Source organism: Actinoplanes italicus (assembly GCF_003001815.1).
GTDB lineage: Bacteria > Actinomycetota > Actinomycetes > Mycobacteriales > Micromonosporaceae > Actinoplanes > Actinoplanes italicus.
In genome coordinates, this window is sequence record NZ_PVMZ01000002.1 from 478,883 (window position 1) to 499,307 (window position 20,425).

Here is a 20,425-nt window from a genome sequence, read left to right on the forward strand (position 1 = left end):
GCCTGGATGGTAAGAGGGGCCGCTCCGATCCCCGGAACGGCCCCTCTCGTGTCAGTCAGACGGTCACGGACGCGGCAGCGCGGCCTCGACCAGCGCCGACTGCTCGGCGTCGTGCATCTTGGCCGAGCCCACCGCCGGGGCGGCGGCGGCCGGGCGGGAGATCCGGCGCAGGCGGACCCCCTCCAGGTGCTCCAGGAGGTTGAGGGCCACGAACGACCAGGCGCCCTGGTTGGCCGGCTCCTCCTGGACCCAGGCGAAGTCCTCGGCGTTCGGGTACTTCGCCAGCTCGGCCTTCAGCTCCTCGACCGGCAGCGGGTAGATCTGCTCCATCCGGACGATCGCGGTGTCGGTGATGCCCCGCTCGGCCCGCGCCTGGAACAGGTCGTAGTAGACCTTGCCGGAGCAGAACAGCACCCGCTTCACCGCTGCGCCCTCGAGCGGCTGGCCGTTGACCCCGGCGTCGCCGAGCACCGGCTGGAAGGTGCCCTGGGTGAAGTCGTTCACCCCGGAGACCGCCAGCTTGTGGCGCAGCAGCGACTTCGGCGAGAAGACCACGAGCGGCTTGCGCTTGGTCGACAGGCCCTGGCGGCGCAGCAGGTGGAAGTAGTTCGCCGGGGTGGTCGGGTTCGCCACCCGCATGTTGTCCTGCGCGCAGAGCTGCAGGAACCGCTCGGGCCGGCCGGACGAGTGGTCCGGGCCCTGACCCTCCATGCCGTGCGGGAGCAGCAGCACCAGCGACGACTGCTGGCCCCACTTCACCTCGCCCGAGGAGAGGAACTCGTCCACGATCGACTGGGCGCCGTTGACGAAGTCACCGAACTGGGCCTCCCAGAGGACCAGCGCGTCCGGGTTCTCCACGGAGTAGCCGTACTCGAAGCCCATCGCGGCGTACTCACTGAGCAGCGAGTCGTGCACGAAGAACCGGGCGCTGCCGGTGGCCAGCGAGCCGAGCGGCAGGAAGTCCTTGCCGGTCTTCGAGTCGACGATGGCCGCGTGCCGCGAGGTGAAGGTGCCACGACGCGAGTCCTGGCCGGCCAGCCGGACGGTGACGCCCTGGTTGAGCAGTGAACCGAAGGCGATCAGCTCACCGAAGCCCCAGTCGATGCCGCCGTCGGTGGACATCTTGGCCCGCCGGTCGAGCAGCTGCTGGACCCGCTTGTGCGGGGTGAAGCCCTCGGGCAGCTCGATGTGCGCCTGGCCGACGGCCTGGACCACGGACGGGTCGATCGCCGTCTCCACCGCGGGCTCGGGCTCCTCGGCGATGATGTGCGAGCGCGGCGGGCTGCCGGCCGCGTTGCGGGTGGCCTTGAAGACCTCCTCGAGGCGGCCCTGGTAGTCGCGCAGCTGCTCCTCGGCCTCCTGCACGGTGATGTCGCCGCGGCCGATGAGTTCCTCGGTGTAGAGCTTCCGCACGCTGCGCTTGGTGTCGATGATCTGGTACATCCGCGGGTTGGTCATCGACGGGTCGTCGCCCTCGTTGTGACCGCGGCGGCGGTAGCAGATCATGTCGATCACGACGTCCTTGTTGAACGTCTGGCGGTACTCGAAGGCCAGCTTCGCGACCCGGACCACGGCCTCGGGGTCGTCGCCGTTCACGTGGAAGATCGGAGCCTCGACCATCCGGGCCACGTCGGTCGAGTACATCGAGGAGCGGCTGTACTCCGGGGCGGTGGTGAAGCCGACCTGGTTGTTGACGATCACGTGGACCGTGCCGCCGGTGCGGTAACCGCGCAGCTGCGAGAGGTTGAGCGTCTCGGCGACCACACCCTGACCGGCGAACGCGGCGTCGCCGTGCACCAGCACCGGGAGCACCGTGTAGCCGTGCAGACCGAGGTCGAGGCGGTCCTGCTTGGCCCGGACGATGCCCTCCAGGACCGGGTCGACGGCCTCCAGGTGGGACGGGTTGGCCACCACGCTGACGGTCGTCGAGAACTCGCCGTCCGGCGTCGTGTACTTCCCGGTCTGACCCAGGTGGTACTTCACGTCGCCGGAACCGTGCGCGGTCTTCGGGTCCATCTGACCCTCGAACTCGTTGAAGATCTTCTCGTACGGCTTGCCGACGATGTTGGTGAGAACGTTCAGCCGGCCACGGTGGGCCATGCCGATCACCATCTCGTCCAGCCCCGCCTCGGCGGACGACTGGAGAACCGCGTCGAGCAGCGGGATCAGCGACTCGCCACCCTCCAGCGAGAACCGCTTCTGCCCGACGAACTTGGTCTGCAGGAAGGTCTCGAAGGCCTCGCCCGCGTTCAGCCGGTGCAGGATGTGCTTCTGCTCGTCGGCGTCCGGCTTGGCGTACTTGACCTCGATGCGCTCCTGGACCCAGTTGCGCTCCTCCGGGTCCTGGATGTGCATGTACTCGATGCCGATCCGGCGGCAGTAGCTGTCGCGCAGGACCCCGAGCACGTCCCGCAGCTTCATCTTCTGCTTGCCGGCGAAGCCGCCGACCGGGAAGGTGCGGTCCAGGTCCCACAGGGTCAGTCCGTGCTGGAGAACGTCCAGGTCGGGGTGCTTGCGGATGGTGAACTCGAGCGGGTCGGTGTCGGCCATCAGGTGGCCGCGCACGCGGTAGGCGTGGATCAGCTCGACGACCCGGGCCGCCTTGTCGATCTGGCCCTCGGAGGTGCGGGCCACGTCACGTACCCAGCGGACCGGCTCGTACGGGATCCGCAGCGACGTGAAGATCTCGTCGTAGAACCCGTGCTGGCCGAGCAGCAGCTCATGCATCACCTTGAGGAACTCGCCGGACTGGGCGCCCTGGATGACCCGGTGGTCGTAGGTGCTCGTCAGCGTTGTGACCTTGCTCACGCCGTGCTCGGCGAGGGTCTCGTCGCTCATCCCCGAGTACGGCGCCGGGTACTCCATGGCGCCGACGCCGATGATCGCGCTCTGCCCGTTCATCAGCCGCGGGATGGAGTGGACCGTGCCGATGCCGCCGGGGTTGGTCAGCGAGATCGTCGTGCCGGAGTAGTCCTCCATGGTCAGCTCGTTGCGGCGGGCACGCCGGACGACGTCCTCATACGCCTGCCAGAAGCCGCGGAAGTCGAGCGTCTCGCAGTTCTTGATGGACGGCACCACCAGCGTGCGGGAGCCGTCCTTCTTGGCGAGGTCGATCGCGATGCCGAGATTGATGTGTTCCGGCTGCACCAGCGCGGGCTTGCCGTCGATCTGGGCGTAGGAGTTGTTCATCTCCGGGTGCGCGGCGACCGCGCGGACCAGCGCCCAGCCGATCAGATGGGTGAAGCTCACCTTGCCGCCGCGCCCGCGCGACAGGTGGTTGTTGATCACGATGCGGTTGTCGACCATGAGCTTGGCCGGGACCGCCCGCACCGACGTGGCGGTGGGGACCTCCAGTGAGGTCTCCATGTTCTGCACGATCTTGGCGGCCACGCCGCGCAGCGTGGTGGCCTTGGCACCAGCCGGAGCCGCGGTGGCCGCTGCCGGTTTCGCCGCCGGTGCGGCCTTGGCCGGTGCTGCCTTCGCCGCGGGGGCCGGGGCGGGAGCCGGGGTCACCGGCTTGGCCGGTGCGACCGTCGCCGCGGCCGGGGCGTCCGTGCCGGCCTTCGCCGCGGAGGCGGTGGCCATGGCCGCGGTGGCCTCGTCCGGGGTCGCGATCGAGCCCTGGGACGTCGCCGGCTTGTAGTCGGCGAAGAAATCGTGCCAGGCAGGGTCGACGCTGGTCGGGTCGGCCAGGTAGCGCTGGTACATCTCATCGACGATCCACTCGTTGGGACCGAAATCCGCGAGTGGATTGTCCTGCGAAGTCTGCTGCGTCGACACTGCCGCGTTCGCCTCTTTCACCGTTTTTGTCATCACATGACCGCATGCGTCACGCGGGACGGGTAGGATTCGGTGTCCAGGCTACGCCGTGCGCAGGCGCTGTCGGTGCGGACGTCCGCTCTGTGGCCAATCAGACCCCGGGCTGACCGAAATCAAGCCGGGTTCCGAGGCGGGTCAGGCGATGTCGCGGCGCTTGGTGATCAGGGTGCCGATGACCGCGGTCACCGTGGCGTAACCGAAGAGGATCAGGCCGCCCACCCACCGTGGCGGATCGTCGTCCAGCTGCGGCCCGGTGATCAGCAGATCCGAGGCGAGGGTCGGCACCAGCACCCGGAGCTGCATGAACGGCTCCCATACGTACTCGCTGAGCGCGAAGAAGATCAGCGTGAGCACCTGGGTGCCGATGACGTAGAGCACCGACAGCGTGATCACGGTGCCGATCTGGCTGCGGATCAGCACGCCCGCGCCGACGCCGACCAGCGCCCAGAGGACGAAGGCAAGCCCGTTGAGCCCGATCGCCTGCCAGACGAACGACTCCGCCAGGTACGACGGCTTGTTCAGGTTGCCGAGCGCGAGCGGGGCGGCGGCCAGGTTGAGCACGGTGGTGAGCAGCCAGACGCTCACCGCGATGCCCACCGCGACGATCATCTTGGCCACGATCACGCGCTCCCGGCGCGGGGTCGTGAGGAACGTCGACGTCGCGGTCAGGTGGAAGAACTCGCCCGTCACCATGATCGCGCCGAGCAGGACCACGAGCAGGACGCCGGCGGACTGCCCGCTGGTGTAGAGCCCGGAGACGACCGACTCCACGCTGCCGAACCCGGCCAGCTCCCCGTCGCCGCCCTCCGTCCCCAGGGTCACGTTGGCGGCCAGCCAGTTGTAGCCCAGCGCGAGGCCCCAGAGCGGCAGCAGCACGATCGCGAAGATCCACCACAGCGAGGTGGTGAAGAGTTTGAGCAGCTCGGCACGGATGAGGTTCATCGTGCACCCGCCTTTCCGGCCGTGAGGTCGAGGAAGGCGCGTTCCAGGTCGGCGCCCTCACCGGTCAGCTCGTGCAGCTCGACACCGGCCGTGAAGGCGAGGTGCCCCACGCGGGCCGTGTCGGCGCCGGTGACCTGGAGCGTGCCGTCCGCGGTGGCGACGACCTCCAGCTTCTCGTCGCGCAGAGCGGCGGCGAACTGCTCGGCCTGCGGTGTACGGACCCGGACCCGGGCCATGCCGGCGGTCGCGCCGAGCACCTCGGCGACCGGGCCCTGCCGGATCAGGCGGCCGGCCGCGATGATCACCACGTCGTCGGCGAGCTGCTGCATCTCACCGAGCAGGTGGCTGGAGACCAGGACGGTACGGCCCTCGGCGGCGAGCGCCTTGAGCAGGTCGCGCATCCATCGGATGCCCTCCGGGTCGAGGCCGTTGGTCGGCTCGTCCAGGATCAGTACCCGCGGGTCGCCGAGCATGGCCGCGGCGATGCCGAGCCGCTGCTTCATGCCGAGCGAGTAACCCTTGAACTTGCGGGTTCCCACGGTGTTCAGCCCGACCAGGGCGAGCACCTCGTCGGCGCGCTGATCCGGCAGACCGGCCGCCCGGCAGATCACCCGCAGGTGGTTGCGGGCGCTGCGGCCCCGGTGCGCGCTGGACGCCTCCAGGATCGCGCCGACCCGGCGGATCGGATCCGGCATGTCGGTGTAGCGCACGCCGCCGATGGTGGCGGTGCCGGATGTGGGCGTCACCAGGCCCAGGATCATCCGCAGGGCGGTGGTCTTGCCGGCCCCGTTGGGGCCGAGGAAACCGGTGACACGGCCGGCGTTGACCGTGAAGGAGAGGTCGTCGACGGCCCGCACCTTGGCGTACTGCTTGGTGAGGTGCTCGACGCTGATCTCCGCGTAGTTGGGCCGGCTCACGTCGCGGCTCCTTCCCCGTCAGCTCTGGGTGATCAACTTACTGGACCAGCGCCAGCCAGGTGGCCCGTGCGCGTGCCAGTCGCCTGCCGTCCGGTCCGTACACCGTGGAATCGACCGTCGCCTTCCGGCCGTTCACCCCGGACAGCGCGCCGACCACCACGCACTCCGAGCCGGGGGCGGGCAGCTCGCCGACCGTGGCGGCGATCCGGCCCAGCACGAAGGGCCGTCCGGACCCGCCGATCGCGGTCCAGCCGCCCGGGCAGTCCAGCGCGGCCCACATCGTCTCGGCCGACACCTCGTCCGGGACGGTCCACGGCGCCGCGGTCCGGTCGCCGGGCAGCGGGCCGGGGAAGATCCGCAGCCCGTCGCCGGGCGCCCGGTCCGGCCCGCAGACGTAGCAGGTCCGGAACGGATGGTGGGCGAACCCCGGATAGTCCTTCGAAGCCGCGACCGCCTCCTCGAGCGGCACCGGCGGCACGTCCGCGTCCACCTCGCCGACGTGGGCGACCTCGGCGACGAGGGTGTCTCCGGCCCACACAGAGCCGTCGCGGAGCTCGAGGACGGTCTCCAGGGGTGGCGGCACCCGCAGGGTCACCTGGACGCCCTCACCACCGATCCGGGCGCCCGCCGCGGTGGCGAACGCGCCCGCGCACCATCCGCCGTTGCCGGTGCCGGGCGGGCCGTTGAATCGTGCCGGGATTCGCATCCCCCGACCTTCGCACACGCCGTTCACCAACCGGTCACGCATCGCCACCTGGAGCGACACGCCATCGGCGTTCGTCTGCCTTACACAGATCACATGGCTGTTCTCATGACTGCCGCCGCACCCACGGGGACCAGCGGCTACTCGCTCCTCCTCGCCGACGGACCCGGTCTGGTCGAGGCCGCGCAGCGTCTGCGCCACGATGTCTTCGCCGGCGAACTCGGCGCTCGGCTCACCGGCTCCGGCGAGGGCGTCGACGCCGACGAGTTCGACGCGTACTGCGACCACCTGATCGTTCGCGACGACGCGACCGGTGACGTGGTCGGCACCTACCGGATGCTGCCGCCGCGCGCCGCCGAACTGGCCGGCCGCCGCTACGCCGACTCCGAGTTCGACCTGAGCGCGCTGCGCCCGCTGCGCGACCACCTGGTGGAGATCGGCCGCTCCTGTGTGCACCCCGACCACCGCTCCGGCGCCGTGGTCAACCTGATGTGGGCCGGCATCGCCCGTTACCTGCACCTCAACAACCTGCGCTGGCTCGGCGGCTGCGCGTCGGTGCCGCTTGACGACGGCGGGACCCTCGCGGCGGGCGTACGCGAGCGGGTGAACGGCAAGCACCTGTCCCCGCCGGCGCTGCGGGTGAAACCGCGCCGCCCGTGGACCCCGGCGGAGGGCGTCGCGGCCGATCCCAAGGTGCTGCCCCCGCCGCTGCTGCGCGGTTACCTGCGGCTCGGTAGCTGGGTGTGTGGCGAGCCGGCCTACGACCCGGACTTCGACTGCGCCGACTTCTACGTGCTGTTCTCGATGGACCGGTTGGACCCGCGGTACCGCCGGCACTTCCTGGGAGCGTCACGATGACGGCCGCCGTCCCCGGCACGCTGTGGCAGCCCGCTTCGGCGTGCGGCGACCGGTGCCGGGCCGGCGGGACCCGTCGCGGTGACCCGCTGACGACGCTGGTGCGTCTGTGGAGCCTGGTGGTCGTACTCGCGATCGGTCTTCCTCTCGCCGCCCTGGCACGTGGCACCGCGTTGCGGACACTGGCCCGGGCGATCCTCGCGGCCCTCGGGGTCCGTGCGGTGTGGCGCGGCCCGGCTCCGCGGCCGGGGAGCCTGCTGGTCGCCAACCACGTCTCCTGGCTGGACGCGATCGCGCTGGCCGCGGCGCAGCCGGTGCGGATGGTGGCCAAGCACGACGTGCGGGCCTGGCCCGGCATCGGCGGCACCGCGGCGCGGGCCGGCACGATCTTCATCGACCGGACACGTCCACGGGCGCTGCCGGAGACGGTGGCCGAGGTCGCCGACGCGCTGCGGGCCGGGCATTCGGTCACCCTTTTCCCGGAGGGTACGACCTACTGCGGCGCCGAGCACGGTCGCTTCCGGGCCGCGCTGTTCCAGGCGGCGATCGACGCGGGGGCGCCGGTGGTGCCGATCTCGGTCGGCTACGACTCCACCGAGGCCGCGTTCGTCGGCGCGGACACCCTGGGCGGGTCGGTGCTGCGGATTGCTCGCACCCGCCGGATCACACTGACCCTGGTCGCGGCTCCGGCGTTGCGGCCCGCCCCGGGCGCGGACCGGCGCGCCCTGGCCCGTGCCGCACAATCAAGCCTCGCGGGTGGGGGATATCACCTGGCCGCATGATCGTCCGCGGCTCACAGAAAATTTTCAGCGAGTGTGCAGGCGCGGCGCAGCGGCCGGGGAAAGAATGGGCCGCATGGCTACCCAGACCCAGCCCAAGCAGAGCGAGGCGAAGCTGCTCGTCGTCGAGGACGACGCCAACATCCTCGAGCTGCTCTCCGCCAGCCTCCGCTTCGCCGGGTTCGAGGTGACCACCGCGACCAGTGGCAGCGCGGCCGTCAGTTCCGCCCGCAACTCCACCCCCGACCTCGTCGTCCTCGACGTCATGCTGCCCGACCTGGACGGCTTCGAGGTGATCCGTCTGATGCGCGAGGGCGGGCAGCGGACCCCCGTGGTGTTCCTCACCGCCCGCGACGGCACCGACGACAAGATCCGCGGCCTGACCCTGGGCGGCGACGACTACGTGACCAAGCCGTTCAGCCTCGAGGAGCTCACCGCCCGGATCCGGGCGGTGCTGCGCCGCACCAACGCCGGTGACGAACAGCCCTCCCGGCTGGTCTTCGCCGACCTCGAGCTCGACGAGGAGACGCACGAGGTCTACCGGGCCGGCTCGCGGGTGCAGCTGTCGCCGACCGAGTTCAAGCTCCTGCGCTACCTGATGCTCAACGCCAACCGGGTGCTGTCCAAGGCGCAGATCCTGGACCACGTGTGGAAATACGACTTCCGTGGTGACGACAACATCGTCGAGTCGTACATCTCGTATCTTCGTCGCAAGGTCGACAACGTGCAGCCGCGGCTGATCCACACCCTGCGCGGCGTGGGTTACGTGCTCCGCAAACCAGCCGTCTAGGCGCCGGGCGTGACTTTGACCGAGCGGGTCCGCAGCCGGATCCCGCGCAACGGGGGCCTGCGCCGGATCTCGCTGCAGACCAAGCTGGTCGCCTCGGTGCTGGTGCTGGTGTTCGCGGCGCTGACCCTGATCAGCGCGGCCAGCACCTACTTCCTCAGTGACTACATGGTCACGCGGATGGACTCGCAGCTGTGGACCATGGTCGAGGACGCCAAGAACGACGAGACGATCGTGCACGTCCGGCGGATCCACTACTACACCCCGCCGGACTATCTGGTCGCCTTCACCGGCGTCAGCGGCCAGGACGGGATCGGCCGGGCGGGCTTCGGCGTCGACGCGGAGGATCCGCCGTTGCTGCTCAGCGGCGTGGACGCCATCGAGAAGCACGCCGACAAGCCGTACACGGTCAAGGGCCAGAACGGCAAGTACATGTGGCGGATGCTGGTGGTCGTCCTTCCGGACGGCGCGGTCATGCACGTCGGCCAGCGGATGACCGGGGTCGACGACGTGATCGCCCGCCTCGTCCTGGTGGACGTGCTGGTCGGTGTCGGCGTGCTGATCACCCTGGCCACCGTCGGCGCGGCCCTGGTGCGGCAGAGTCTCATCCCGCTGATCCAGGTCGAGCGGACCGCGGCGGCGATCGCGGCCGGTGACCTCACCCGGCGGGTGCCCGACCCGGAGGAGTCCGGCGGCCATCCCACCACCGAGCTGGGCCGGCTCTCCGAGGCGCTGAACGCGATGCTCGCCCAGATCGAGGCGGCCTTCCGGGCCCGGGCGGACTCCGAGAGCGCGGCCCGGTACGCGGCCGACGCGGCCCAGCGGTCCGAGGCGCGGGCGCTCGAGTCGGAGGCCCGCGCGCTGCAGTCGGAGGGCAAGATGCGGCAGTTCGTCGCGGACGCCTCGCACGAGCTGCGCACCCCGCTGACCACCATCCGCGGATTCGCCGAGCTGTACCGGCAGGGTGCCGTCTCCGACCCCGCGCAGGTGGCCCAGCTGGTCCGCCGGATCGAGGACGAGGCCGCCCGGATGGGGCTGCTCGTCGAGGACCTGCTGCTGCTGGCCCGGCTGGACCGGGAGCGCCCGCTCACGCTGGCCCCGGTGGAGCTGCCGGTGCTGGCCCTGGACGCGGTCGAGGCCGCGCAGGCGACGGCTCCGGAACGGGAGATCAATCTTGAGGTACGCGATTCGGCGGAACAGCTGGTGGCGTACGGCGACGACGCCCGGCTACGCCAGGTGATCGGCAACCTGATGACGAACGCGCTGGTGCACACGCCCGCCGGCGCGGCGGTGACACTGCGGCTCTATGCCGGTGAGGGCGACCACGCGGTGGTCGAGGTCTCGGACACGGGCCCCGGCCTGAGCCCGGCACAGACCGAGCGGGTCTTCGAGCGGTTCTACCGGGTGGACGAGGCCCGGACCCGGCGGACCGATCGGGAGGCCACCAGCACCGGGCTCGGGCTGGCGATCGTGGCCGCCATCGTGCGCGCACACGAAGGTTCCGTGCAGGTGATCTCGGAACCGGGCCAGGGAGCGACGTTCCGCGTCTTGTTGCCCACCATAAATCCGGATAAAGGGTTCACAGAAAACGTCCAGGAGTAACACAGTTCGGTACGAGTGCGACAGGGCAGAGTTAGTGACATGAACGAGAACGAGACCAACCCGCGGCCCGCGGACGCCGCCGCTGACAACACCAGCGCGGAGCGGGTGGAGTCTGAGCAGCCGACGCTTGCGCAGCCGCCGGTTGCCCCGCAGTCAGATGCTCCCCAGTCCGCGGCACCCCAGCAGCAGCATCCCTGGGCGGCCCAGCAGTCGCCCTGGCAGCAGCCCGCCACCGGCCAGCCCACCGGCGGCGAGCCGGTGTCAGCCCAGCCGGTCACCGCGCAGCCGGCGAGCGGTGTGCCCTACGGGCACCCGCACTACGCCTACCAGTCCCCGCAGGGTTACGGCCAGCAGGGCGAGTACTCCCAGCAGCACGCGGCCTACCACGCCTGGCACGCGGCCGCCGCCGCGCAGGCCTCCGGAGCCGGCAACGTGCCGCCCGGCTGGCCTCCGCAGGCAGGCACCGGCGGACAGAAGCCCCGCGGCGGTGGCCGGAAGGTCCTTGTGGCCGGCGCGGCAGCCCTGGTGATCGCGCTGTTCTCGGGCGGCATCGGCGCCGCCACCGCGGTGGCTCTGAGTGACTCGTCGTCCTCGCCCGCCGCCGTGCAGACCGGCAACTCCTCGGTCACCCGGGTGGTGGACCGGTCGTCGCTGGCCCAGATCGCCGCCGCGGTCCAGGACAGCGTCGTCTCGATCACCACCGGCTCCGGCGAGGGCTCCGGTGTGGTGCTCACCGCCGACGGCTACATCGTCACCAACAACCACGTCGTCTCGACGGCGCAGAACGCGAACGTGACGGTCATCTTCGCCGACGGCACCAAGACCGCGGCCAAGGTCGTCGGCACCGACGAGCGCACCGACCTCGCCGTGATCAAGGCCGACGGGGTCACCGACCTCAAGGCCGCCACCTTCGGTGACAGCGCCCAGATCCAGGTCGGTGACACGGTGCTGGCCCTGGGCAGCCCGCTTGGCCTGGAGGGCTCGGTCACGGCCGGCATCATCAGCGCCAAGGACCGCACCATCAAGTCCAGCAGTGAGGGCCAGGAGCAGCAGAGCCCGTGGGGCAGCCAGCAGCAGCAACAGGCGCCCACCACGATGACCGGCCTGCTGCAGACCGACGCACCGATCAACCCGGGCAACTCCGGCGGCGCGCTGGTCAGCACCAATGGTGAGGTGATCGGCATCAACTCGGCGATCGCCACCTCCGGCTCGAACACCGGCAACATCGGTCTCGGCTTCGCGATCCCGAGCAACAAGGCCAAGCAGGTCGCCGAGGCCCTGATGCAGGGTAAGAAGGTCAGCCACCCGGCGCTCGGCGTGAGCGTGACCAACGGGGAGAACGGCGGCGCCGCGGTCAGCGCGGTGGTGGAGAACAGCGCTGCCGCCAAGGCCCAGCTCCAGCGCGGCGACGTGGTCACCAAGGTCGACGGCAAGGCGATCGAGGACTCGGACGACCTGGTGGCGGCCGTTCAGGCGGGCACCGTCGGCCAGAAGATGACCCTCATCTTCACCCGTAACGGCAGCGAGCAGACGGTCACCGTCACCCTGCAGGAATCCCAGTAGAGACGAACCCTTTCCGCTACGGCGGGTGACGTGACCCGGGGGTGGGCGCGTCACCCGCCGTTCTACCGTCCTCCGCCCCGAACGTGAGTCCGCGGGATTCAGGACCTTTCGGGGTCAAGGGGAAGGATTTACCGCCGAGGACTCGCGTTCACGCAGGCAACCGCCTAATCTCCATTCGCCATCGGCGAAGCCATCGTCCGCCGGTGCGGTCGCGCGGTGTTCGCCACGGCGGAGTGAAAGGCCCCCTGAGTTGACGTACGTCGAGACCCGGACCAACGTCTGGGAAGCCCTGGCCGGACGGGCCCCCGGGGTTCCGTCGGGCCCGGCCGACACCGGGCTCTGGCACACCGTCGCCGACCGGCTCAACCCGGCCAGCGCACGCCCGGTCCTGCGTTCCGGCATCGAGGTCCGGCACCGTACCGCGGTGCGCGGCGGCCGGTACGTCATGCTCCGCTCGCCGGAGGACGGCGGCCGCAGCTCGTACCTGCGGCTCACCCCGGAGGAGTACCAGCTCGCGCTGATGATGGACGGCGACAGCACGGTGGCCCGGCTGGTGGCCGAGTTCGCCCGGATCGCCGGCCGCCTCGCCCCCGACCAGGTCCGCCGGGTGGTCGCCGACCTCGCCGCCAACCGGATGCTCGAAGAGCTCCCGATGGACGCCTTCCGCCCGCTGCGTGAGATGCGCCGCGAGCCGCTGCCCCGGCGGGTCGGCGAGTCGCTGGTGGCCGCGGCGCGCGGGCGTGCGGTGCTGTCCTTCCCCGTGGACGGGGTGGTGACGGCGCTCTACCGCTCGGTGGGGCGGTTCCTGTTCACCCGTCCGGCGGTCTGGATCGGCGCCCTGCTGGCCGCCGCCGGGCTGTTGCTGTTCGCCGCCGCCTGGCAGCAGGGCAGCCGGTCACTCTTCCTGGTCGGTGACTCGTACCTGCTCGGCGCGGTCACCCTCGTCCTGCTCAACGTGTTCGTCCTGGCGGTTCACGAGTTCGGGCACGCGCTGGCCGCGAAACGGGTCGGACGCGAGGTGCCGGCCGCCGGGTTGATGCTCTATTTCGGCGTGCCCTCGGTCTTCGTGGACACCAGTGACGTCTGGATGGCCGGGCGCCGGGCTCGGATCGCGGTCACCGCCGCCGGTCCGGCCACCGCGCTCGGGCTGGCCGGTCTGTTGCAGGTGGCCGGGTTCGCCGTACCGGCCGTCGCGGGTCTCGCCTTCAAACTGGCCTTCCTGTTCTACCTGCACACCTTCTTCAACCTCAGTCCGCTGCTGCCGCTCGACGGCAAGTACCTGCTGATGGACTGGCTGGAGATCCCGGACGTACGCGCCCGCGGGCTGGCCTGGACGGCCGGGCGCCTGCGCTTCCGCGGCCCCCGCTGGCGGATGCTGGACCGGGAGGGCCGGCTCGTCGCCCTCTACGGCGTGCTCAGCGTGCTCTGGCTGGTCAGCGCCGCCGGTCTCGGCTACCGGCTGTGGACCGACCGGATCCGCGGTCTCGCCGTCGGTCTCTGGTACGAGGGTTTCGCCAGCCGCCTGCTGTTGCTGGTGATCGTCCTGGGCGTGGTCGCGCCACCGCTCTACTTTCTGCTCGGCCGCGTCGTGCGGACGTTCGGCCGGGTGCGTCAGCAGGCCGCCGAACGCGACCGCGAGACCGACCTGCCCCGCCGGGTGGCCGCGCTGCGCGCCTCCGAGCTGGGTGGTCTGCCGGAGCCGTCGCTGCAGGCGCTGGCCAGCCGGGCCCGCTGGTTCCGTCCGCCCACCGGTCGTCAGCTGGTGCTCGCCGGGGAGACCCAGGGCGCCGTCTTCGTGGTGGTCGAGGGCGCGATGCACGGCCGTCGCCCCGGCGATCCGGGCGGCACCATCCGCCACCACGTCGGCCCGGGCGGCGTCGTCGGCCTGGCCACGGCGCTCACCGGGCGCAGCGCCCAGCTCGACTGGCACACCGCCGGAGTGACGCTGCTGTCCCTGCCCGCCTCCACGGTCGCGACCGTGATCGGCCCGATGCCCGGCCCGCCGCCGCAGGAGCGCGCCGAGGCCGAGGCCCTGTTCGGCGACACACCGGCGCTGGCCGCGCTGGAGGAGGACCAGCGTCTCGCGCTGATCGCCGCCGCGCACCCGCTCGACCTGGACCCCGGAGCGCCGGTCATCCTGCCCGGCCCGACCCACGCCGTGGTCGTCGAGTCCGGGGTGATCGCCATGCCGGACGGTGTCGAGCTGCGGCGCGGCACCCTGGTCGGCCCGGTCGGTGACGGCAGCCCCGGCATGGTGGCGCAGGCCCGGACCCCGGTGCGGCTCTGGGTCATCCCGGACGCCTCCGACCTTCCTCCGCTGATCGGCATGTACGGCCCCGGCGTCCCGATGCCGGCGCTGCGCCCGAGCACCCCGGCCGTGGCCCGGCCCGGCTCGGCGCACCCGCCGCTCGCGGTTCCGCCCGGCCCGCCGGACGCCGACGAGCAGTACGACGTGGACCGGCACTTCGAACGCCGGATGTGGGGCTTCGTGAGCCTGCTCCTGGTGTTCGCCCTCGGCAGCGTGCTGATCAACGTGAGCAGCGGCCCGGCATGGGCCGAGATGCCCGCCGAGCGGGTGCTGCTGAGCGTGCAGCGGGGCACCGTCAGCGCGAACTCGGGCGGCGGGAAGGTCTCCCTGCCGGCCGGTGACCGCCGCTACCTGGCCGCGGGTGGCGGTGTCGAGGTACCCGGCAAGGGTGTGGCCCTGCTGACCTTCCCCGGTGGCGCGGCCGTGGTGCTCTGCGGCGGCTCGCGGCTGGAGATCGACGCGGTCGGTGTGGAGAACGGCCGCACCTCCACCCCGTCCGGCCGGCTGACCCTGGAGAACGGGCGGCTGCTGGCCGACACGAGTAGTTCGAGCGGGGCGTTCGCTCCGCTGGAGCTGACCGTGCTGCGCAGCCAGGGAGAGGTCGCCAACGACGGACGGGCGTGGTACTCGGTCGACCAGGCCGGAGTCAGCGTGTCGTCGGGAACCGTCACCGTCGGCGGCGCCGAGAACGCCGCCGACGGAGCGGGTCTGAACTGTGGTGACGGCGTGACCGTCAAGCCGCCGTCCGAGGCCGAGCCGAGCGAGTCGCCGGTCGAGGAGCCGTGGCCGTCCGAGGAGTCGGCCCCGGAGTCACCGGAGACCTCGACCTCCCCGGATACGGTGCAGAGTGAGACGCCCGATCCGGACACCGAGACCCCGACCGGCGAGACGACCCGTCCGGCCACGAGGCCCACGACTGCTCCGGCCACGCGGCCCACGACGGCTCCCACCACGAGGCCCACGACGACGCCGCCGACCACGAAGCCGACCACGACGCCACCCACCACGAAGCCGACGACGACGCCGCCGACGACCGATCCCACGACGACGGCCCCGACGACCGACCCGACCACCGATCCCGAGAACCCCGCGGATCCGTCCGTCAGCTGACAGCGGGCGGCCCCGCGACGATAGTGAGGAGTGGCCGCCCATGCTGTGCTGGTTCTGCGCCGAGGGAGCGCGCGCGACGTGCCGGTTCTGCGGCCGGGCCGTGTGCGCCGAGCACGCGCGGTTCGGGCCGTACCTGCTGGAGGTGACCCGGTCGGTGCGACGGGACCGGGCCGAGGCGCTGGTGGTGGAGGACGCCGTGCAGTGCGGCACGTGTCATCCGCGCCCCGCGCCGGTCGCGATGCCCGAGCTGGACTAGCTGTTCACGTACGGGCTGAGGGCGTTGGTCATCGCTTGCCGGAGCATCGACTTCGGCCGGGCGCCGACGATCGTCGAGGTCACGACGCCGCCGGTGAAGAAGAGCAGCGACGGCATGGAGATCACCCGGTACTTCAGGGTGGTCTCCGGGTTGGTGTCCACGTCCAACGTGGCGATCAGGAGCCTGCCCTCGAACTCGGGCGCCAGCTCGCCCAGGACCCGGGTCATCGGGCCGCACGGCGGGCACCACCGCGCCCAGAAGTCGACGAGGACCGGCGTGCCGGCGCCCAGCACTACCTCGGCGAACGTCTCGTCGGTGACGACGGTCAGGGATTCATCTGGCATCTGATCTCCTCCAACTGGGTCCGCAGACGATCCCGGACCACGGTGAGCTGATCGAGATAGCCGTCCACCTCGGCCAGCCGGCGGCGCAGCACCGCGGCCGAGTCCGGGCACACGTGGCCGGCGCTGTTGCCGGCCCGCAGGCAGGCGACGAACGGCTTGATGTCGTCCACGCCGAACCCGTCGGCGAGGAGCGACCGGATCTCGTGCACCAGGCGGAGCTCACCGTCGTCGTACTGCCGGTAGCCGTTGGCGTCCCGGCGTGGGTGGATCAGCCCGTGCTCCTCGTAGTAGCGCAGCGTGCGGGGGCTAGTCCCGGCCCGCTCGGCCAGCTCTCCGATCAGCATGGAGTCGACGGTAGGCCCTGACACCGGCGTCAAGGCAAGCCCGCAAGATCGTGGGAGGATGGACACATGGTCGACGGTCCGGTGGCGTTCGTGCTGGGTGGCGGCGGCGTGCTCGGGGCGGTCGAGGTCGGGATGCTGCGGGCGCTGTTCCGCGCCGGGTTCCGGCCGGACGTGGTGGTCGGCACGTCGATCGGCGCGGTCAACGGCGCCCTGGTCGCCTCGGATCCCACCGAGGGCGTCACCGAGCGCCTGGTCCGTCTCTGGACGTCGCCGGAGGCCGCGGCCGTCTACGGCGACTCGCTCGGCCGTCAGATGCGGCGATTCGCGGCCCGGACCCACCTGCACTCGCCGCGGCCGCTGCGCCGCCTGCTGGAGAGCGAACTGGGCGAGTCGGTCACCTTCGCCGACCTGAAGGTGCCGTTCCACTGCTGCGCGGCCAGCATCGAGCGGGCCGCCGAGCACTGGTTCGACAGTGGACCGCTCGTCGACGCGGTGCTCGCCTCGTCGGCGGTGCCCGGCCTGCTGCCGCCCATGGAGATCGGCGGCGAGCACTATGTGGACGGTGGCATCGTCAACTCGATCCCGATCGGCGAGGCCGTCCGGATCGGGGCCAAACTGATCTTCGTGCTCCAGGTCGGCCGGGTGGAGCGGCAGCTCAGCGTGCCGAAGCGGCCGTGGGAGGTGGCACAGGTGGCGTTCGAGATCGCGAGACGGCACCGGTTCGCCCGGGAGCTTGCGTCACTGCCCGACGATGTACGGGTGCACGTGCTCCCGAGCGGCAACAGCGACGGTGACGGCGGCCGGGACGACTCGCCGTGGGCGTACCGGGACATGGCCGCGGTGGGCCGCCGGATCAGCCGCGCCTACACCGCCTCCCGGCGTTACCTGAGCGCCAACGTCAACCCGCTGCCGGACGGCCGCTGACATGGGACTGCCCCCGGTCTGGGTCCGGCGCCTGGTGATCGCGCCGACCGTGGTGGTGCTGGCGTTCCTGCTGGTCACCACACTGCCGATCTGGCTGCTGCTGGCCCTGGCGGTGTCGCCGCTGGTGCCGGGCCGGCTGCGGGTGCCGCGTCTGGTGTTCCTGCTGATCGTCTACCTGGTGTGGGACGCGATCGCACTGGTGTCGCTGGGCGTGCTCTGGATCGTCTCCGGCTTCGGCTGGAAGATCCGCTCGCCGTGGTTCCAGCGCGCGCACTACGTACTCACTGGGCGGTTCTTGAAGATCTTGTTCTGGTTCGCGCGGTGGTCGCTGCACCTGGAGATCGACGTTGTCGGCACCGATCCGGACACCGCCCAGCCCGGCCGCCCGGAGATCGTGGTGAGCCGGCACGCCGGCCCCGGCGACTCGTTCACCCTGATCCACGGGCTGGTCAACTGGTTCGCCAGGGAGCCGCGGATCGTGCTGAAGGCGGCTCTGCAGTGGGATCCGGCCGTGGACGTGCTGCTCAACCGCCTGCCCAACCGGTTCATCTCGCCCGGCCGCACGGTGACCGCGACGCTCGAGGAACAGATCGGCGAGCTGGCCACCGGCCTGGACGACAACGACGCCTTCGTGATCTTCCCGGAGGGTGGCAACTTCACCCCGCGCCGCAAGGTCAACGCCATCGCCCGGCTCCGCGCCCGCGGCCTGCACGACATGGCGGTCAAGGCGGAGAATCTGCGCAACCTGCTGCCACCGAAGCCGGGCGGCCTGCTGGCCGCGATCGACGCCGCCCCCGACGCCGGTGTGATCTTCGTCGCGCACACCGGCCTGGACCGGATGCTCTCGGTCGCCGACGTGTGGCGTGAGCTGCCGATGGACAAGCGTCTGGTGATGCGTTTCTGGAGCGTGCCGCCGGAGGAGGTGCCCACCGGCGAGCAGGAGCGGACCGAGTGGCTGTACGAGTGGTGGGCCCGCATCGACGCGTGGATCGACGAGCATCAGCCCGACCCTCGGCCCCTGTGGACGCCGCGCGCCCGATAGGGGCCCACCATCACGGTCAGGCCCCGGTGGTGCTGAACGCCTTGAGCATGTCCGCCGGCATCGGCTTCACCTGAGCCGCCGGCGGCGCCTCGACCTCGACCTTGGTGCCGAAGTCGTAGTACTTCGTGGTGATGCTGCTCGCCCCCGCGCCCAGGCCGCTCATGTCGACGACCATCTCGGTGAGACGGCCCTCGCCGTCCACCTTGCCCGTGAACGGCACCGCCGTCGCCTTGGCCCCCAACGCCTTGAGTGACGCGGGGTCGGCGGTCGGCGACTTGGTCATGTCGATCGTGCCGCTGAACGAGTCGCCGTTCCGCTCGACCTGAGTCGCGGCCGAGACCAGGGCCTCCGCGTTGAACATGTTCTCCGGGTTGAGCGTGTTGCCGGGTGAGAGCTTCGACACGTCGACAGACATCCACTCAGGGGCGGCGCCGTACTTCATGAAGAGGGTCTGGTCGATGAGTCGCACCGACATCTTGATCGGCTCCGACCCCATGGCGACGGTCATGGTCATCTCGACCTTGCGGTTCGCGAAGTCGGAGACGCCGGTGGCCTCCATGCCGCCCGGCATCGACATCTTCATCCGCAGCGTCTCACCGGAGAGCTTCTTCGACGCGGCGACGAACTCGTCGAGTGCGCTCACGGCCGGTGCACTCGATGTCGCGGGCGCGGAACCGGTGGAGCCGGAGTCGCCCGTCCCGGAATTGCAGCCGCCGAGCCCGAGTGCGACCGCGGTGAGCGTCACCGTCGTGACAGCCAGCCGTTGGAACTTCATATGTGTCTCCCCGTCTATGTCCGAACGGCGCCCACCATAGCCGCAGGGTCCGACAGGACGCGGCCCGGTTTTCCGGGCGATCATGGGAGAGGCATGATGGTTCTTCAGGTGTCCCGCACGCGTACGTACAGGGGGAGGACCCGTGAGATTCGAGGTCAGCAAGGTCCTCGACGCCATCGAGGCCCGGCTCACCACCGATCCGGCGCTCGCTCGCGCTGTGGTGGATCTGGGAGAGGTTGTCCGTTACGCGGACCTCGACGGCGGCCGCCCGGCCAGTCTGGTCCGCCTCGGTCTGCTGGTGGACGCGCTCGGCCGCTACGTCTCCGAGGAGAACGTCCCGGTTTACGTGGTGACGCCGCGTGGGCTGCTGTCGGACACCGACCTCACCTCGAACGAGCGGATGGTGGTGCGCCGCTGGGCCGACGACGGCAAGGTCGAGGTGGTTCCGGAGGTCGGTGACCGGGTGCTGGAGGTGGCCGAGATGCTCGGCCTGCCGGTGCTCACCCGTGACCGGGAGGACCGGTTCCGCGCCAGCCGCCCGTGGGTGACCGAGCCGGGCCGGCTGCTCGCACTGGTGTCGGCGCAGGGCGGCCCGACGCTCGTGGCCCGGGTGGGCCGCGGCGAGGCGACGCCCCCGGTGCCGCGCTCCCCGCTGGGCGAGCGGCTGCTGGCCCGTGTGTGGCGGTGCCCGTCGCTGAGCTGCAACAGCTACGGCGACGGCGGCGATTCGGACAGCCCGTTCGCGGACATGCGCACCTACACCAGCCCGGTCTCGCAGCCGCCGCCGGCACTGCGTTCCGGCGCGCCGACCTGTCCTCGGCACGGTGAGCGCCTCAGGGACGTCGGTCCTCGCCCGGCGACCGAGGTCTTCTCGGTCCGCATCGACGGCGTGATCCGGCAGCGGTTCGTGGTCTCCGAGGACCGGGCCATGGTGGTCGGCCGGGCGCCCGAGGGCGGATCCGGCGTGATGCTGGGTCAGTGGCTCACCGACGACGCCCGGAAGTGGATCAGCCGTGGGCACGTCCAGTTCACGCTGCGCGGCGGCCAGGTGACGGTGACGGACATCAGCATGAACGGCTCGGGTGTACGCCCGGGCGGCTCGATGGACGATGAGGCGCGGATCACCCTGCGCCGCGACGAGAGCCGGGTCCTGGCCGACGACGACATCGTCGAGCTCTACCACGCGGTGCTCATCGGCCGGTCGAACCTCTGGGCCAGCGGCGGCAACGTCCAGCCCGAGTCGGTGATGGGCGAGGCGCCGACCATGGCGTTCCGGCCGGTCGGCCGCTGAAGGCAAACCCGGCTGTCGCACACCGCAGTCTCAAGCACGCAGAGACAGCGGTGCGCGACAGCCG

17 protein-coding genes are annotated in these 20,425 nt (G+C 71.0%); 10 read left to right on the forward strand and 7 right to left on the reverse strand.

The genetic code is table 11. The features are described 5' to 3' along the window. Positions 1–63: 63 nt before the first annotated feature. The 4 genes from CLV67_RS06215 to CLV67_RS06230 form a co-directional block, all read right to left on the reverse strand. Positions 64–3,780 (reverse strand): multifunctional oxoglutarate decarboxylase/oxoglutarate dehydrogenase thiamine pyrophosphate-binding subunit/dihydrolipoyllysine-residue succinyltransferase subunit, encoded by a 3,717-nt coding sequence (locus CLV67_RS06215; protein ID WP_106316160.1) that lies wholly within the window; start codon positions 3,778–3,780, stop codon positions 64–66. Positions 3,781–3,954: 174 nt separating this feature from the next. Next, complete coding sequence (locus CLV67_RS06220) at positions 3,955–4,761, reverse strand: ABC transporter permease (RefSeq protein ID WP_106316161.1); 807 nt, start codon at positions 4,759–4,761, stop codon at positions 3,955–3,957. Then, positions 4,758–5,678: an ABC transporter ATP-binding protein gene (locus CLV67_RS06225; protein ID WP_106316162.1), complete on the reverse strand. Its 921-nt coding sequence runs from the start codon at positions 5,676–5,678 to the stop codon at positions 4,758–4,760. Before CLV67_RS06225 ends, CLV67_RS06220 begins: the two co-directional genes overlap by 4 nt. A 37-nt stretch (positions 5,679–5,715) precedes the next feature. Then, positions 5,716–6,384, reverse strand: a complete 669-nt coding sequence (locus CLV67_RS06230) for a hypothetical protein (protein WP_106316163.1) — start codon at positions 6,382–6,384, stop codon at positions 5,716–5,718. A gap of 93 nt (positions 6,385–6,477) precedes the next feature. On the opposite strand from CLV67_RS06230, the gene CLV67_RS06235 reads away from it, so the two are divergent. From CLV67_RS06235 to CLV67_RS06265, 7 genes are all read left to right on the forward strand, one after another. Next, complete coding sequence (locus tag CLV67_RS06235) at positions 6,478–7,239, forward strand: GNAT family N-acetyltransferase (protein WP_106316164.1); 762 nt, start codon at positions 6,478–6,480, stop codon at positions 7,237–7,239. Then, the gene (locus tag CLV67_RS06240) at positions 7,236–8,018 is read left to right on the forward strand and encodes a lysophospholipid acyltransferase family protein (protein ID WP_106316165.1); all 783 of its coding nucleotides are present in this window, start codon (positions 7,236–7,238) and stop codon (positions 8,016–8,018) included. Before CLV67_RS06235 ends, CLV67_RS06240 begins: the two co-directional genes overlap by 4 nt. 73 nt (positions 8,019–8,091) lie before the next feature. Then, complete coding sequence (locus CLV67_RS06245; RefSeq protein ID WP_106316166.1) at positions 8,092–8,805, forward strand: response regulator transcription factor; 714 nt, start codon at positions 8,092–8,094, stop codon at positions 8,803–8,805. 9 nt (positions 8,806–8,814) lie between these two features. After that, positions 8,815–10,404, forward strand: a complete 1,590-nt coding sequence (locus CLV67_RS06250; RefSeq protein WP_106316167.1) for a sensor histidine kinase — start codon at positions 8,815–8,817, stop codon at positions 10,402–10,404. Positions 10,405–10,443: 39 nt separating this feature from the next. After that, entirely contained in the window at positions 10,444–11,967 is a 1,524-nt protein-coding gene (locus CLV67_RS06255) for a S1C family serine protease (RefSeq protein WP_106316168.1), read from the forward strand. 250 nt (positions 11,968–12,217) lie between these two features. After that, positions 12,218–15,385: a cyclic nucleotide-binding protein gene (locus CLV67_RS06260; protein ID WP_106316169.1), complete on the forward strand. Its 3,168-nt coding sequence runs from the start codon at positions 12,218–12,220 to the stop codon at positions 15,383–15,385. Positions 15,386–15,425: 40 nt separating this feature from the next. Further along, on the forward strand, positions 15,426–15,641 hold the full coding sequence (locus tag CLV67_RS06265) for a hypothetical protein (protein ID WP_106316170.1): 216 nt from the start codon (positions 15,426–15,428) through the stop codon (positions 15,639–15,641). Here the strand turns inward: CLV67_RS06265 and CLV67_RS06270 are convergent. Together CLV67_RS06270 and CLV67_RS06275 are read right to left on the reverse strand one after the other, a co-directional pair. Continuing rightward, on the reverse strand, positions 15,638–15,985 hold the full coding sequence (locus CLV67_RS06270; RefSeq protein ID WP_106316171.1) for a thioredoxin family protein: 348 nt from the start codon (positions 15,983–15,985) through the stop codon (positions 15,638–15,640). The two genes, CLV67_RS06265 and CLV67_RS06270, sit on opposite strands and share 4 nt — an antisense overlap. Further along, positions 15,967–16,329, reverse strand: coding sequence for a MerR family transcriptional regulator (locus tag CLV67_RS06275; RefSeq protein ID WP_106316172.1), 363 nt, complete (start codon positions 16,327–16,329; stop codon positions 15,967–15,969). The genes CLV67_RS06270 and CLV67_RS06275 overlap by 19 nt, the downstream gene beginning before the upstream one ends. Before the next feature lie 66 nt (positions 16,330–16,395). On the opposite strand from CLV67_RS06275, the gene CLV67_RS06280 reads away from it, so the two are divergent. Next, positions 16,396–17,253 carry a patatin-like phospholipase family protein gene (locus CLV67_RS06280; protein WP_106316173.1) on the forward strand — a complete coding sequence of 286 codons (858 nt, stop codon included), beginning with the start codon at positions 16,396–16,398 and terminating at the stop codon, positions 17,251–17,253. A gap of 1 nt (position 17,254) precedes the next feature. Further along, entirely contained in the window at positions 17,255–18,295 is a 1,041-nt protein-coding gene (locus CLV67_RS06285) for a 1-acyl-sn-glycerol-3-phosphate acyltransferase (protein ID WP_106316174.1), read from the forward strand. Positions 18,296–18,311: 16 nt separating this feature from the next. Here CLV67_RS06285 and CLV67_RS06290 read toward each other — a convergent pair whose 3' ends face one another. After that, complete coding sequence (locus tag CLV67_RS06290) at positions 18,312–19,070, reverse strand: hypothetical protein (RefSeq protein WP_106316175.1); 759 nt, start codon at positions 19,068–19,070, stop codon at positions 18,312–18,314. Positions 19,071–19,212: 142 nt separating this feature from the next. On the opposite strand from CLV67_RS06290, the gene CLV67_RS06295 reads away from it, so the two are divergent. Beyond that, entirely contained in the window at positions 19,213–20,361 is a 1,149-nt protein-coding gene (locus CLV67_RS06295; RefSeq protein ID WP_106316176.1) for an FHA domain-containing protein, read from the forward strand. Positions 20,362–20,425 lie beyond the last annotated feature (64 nt).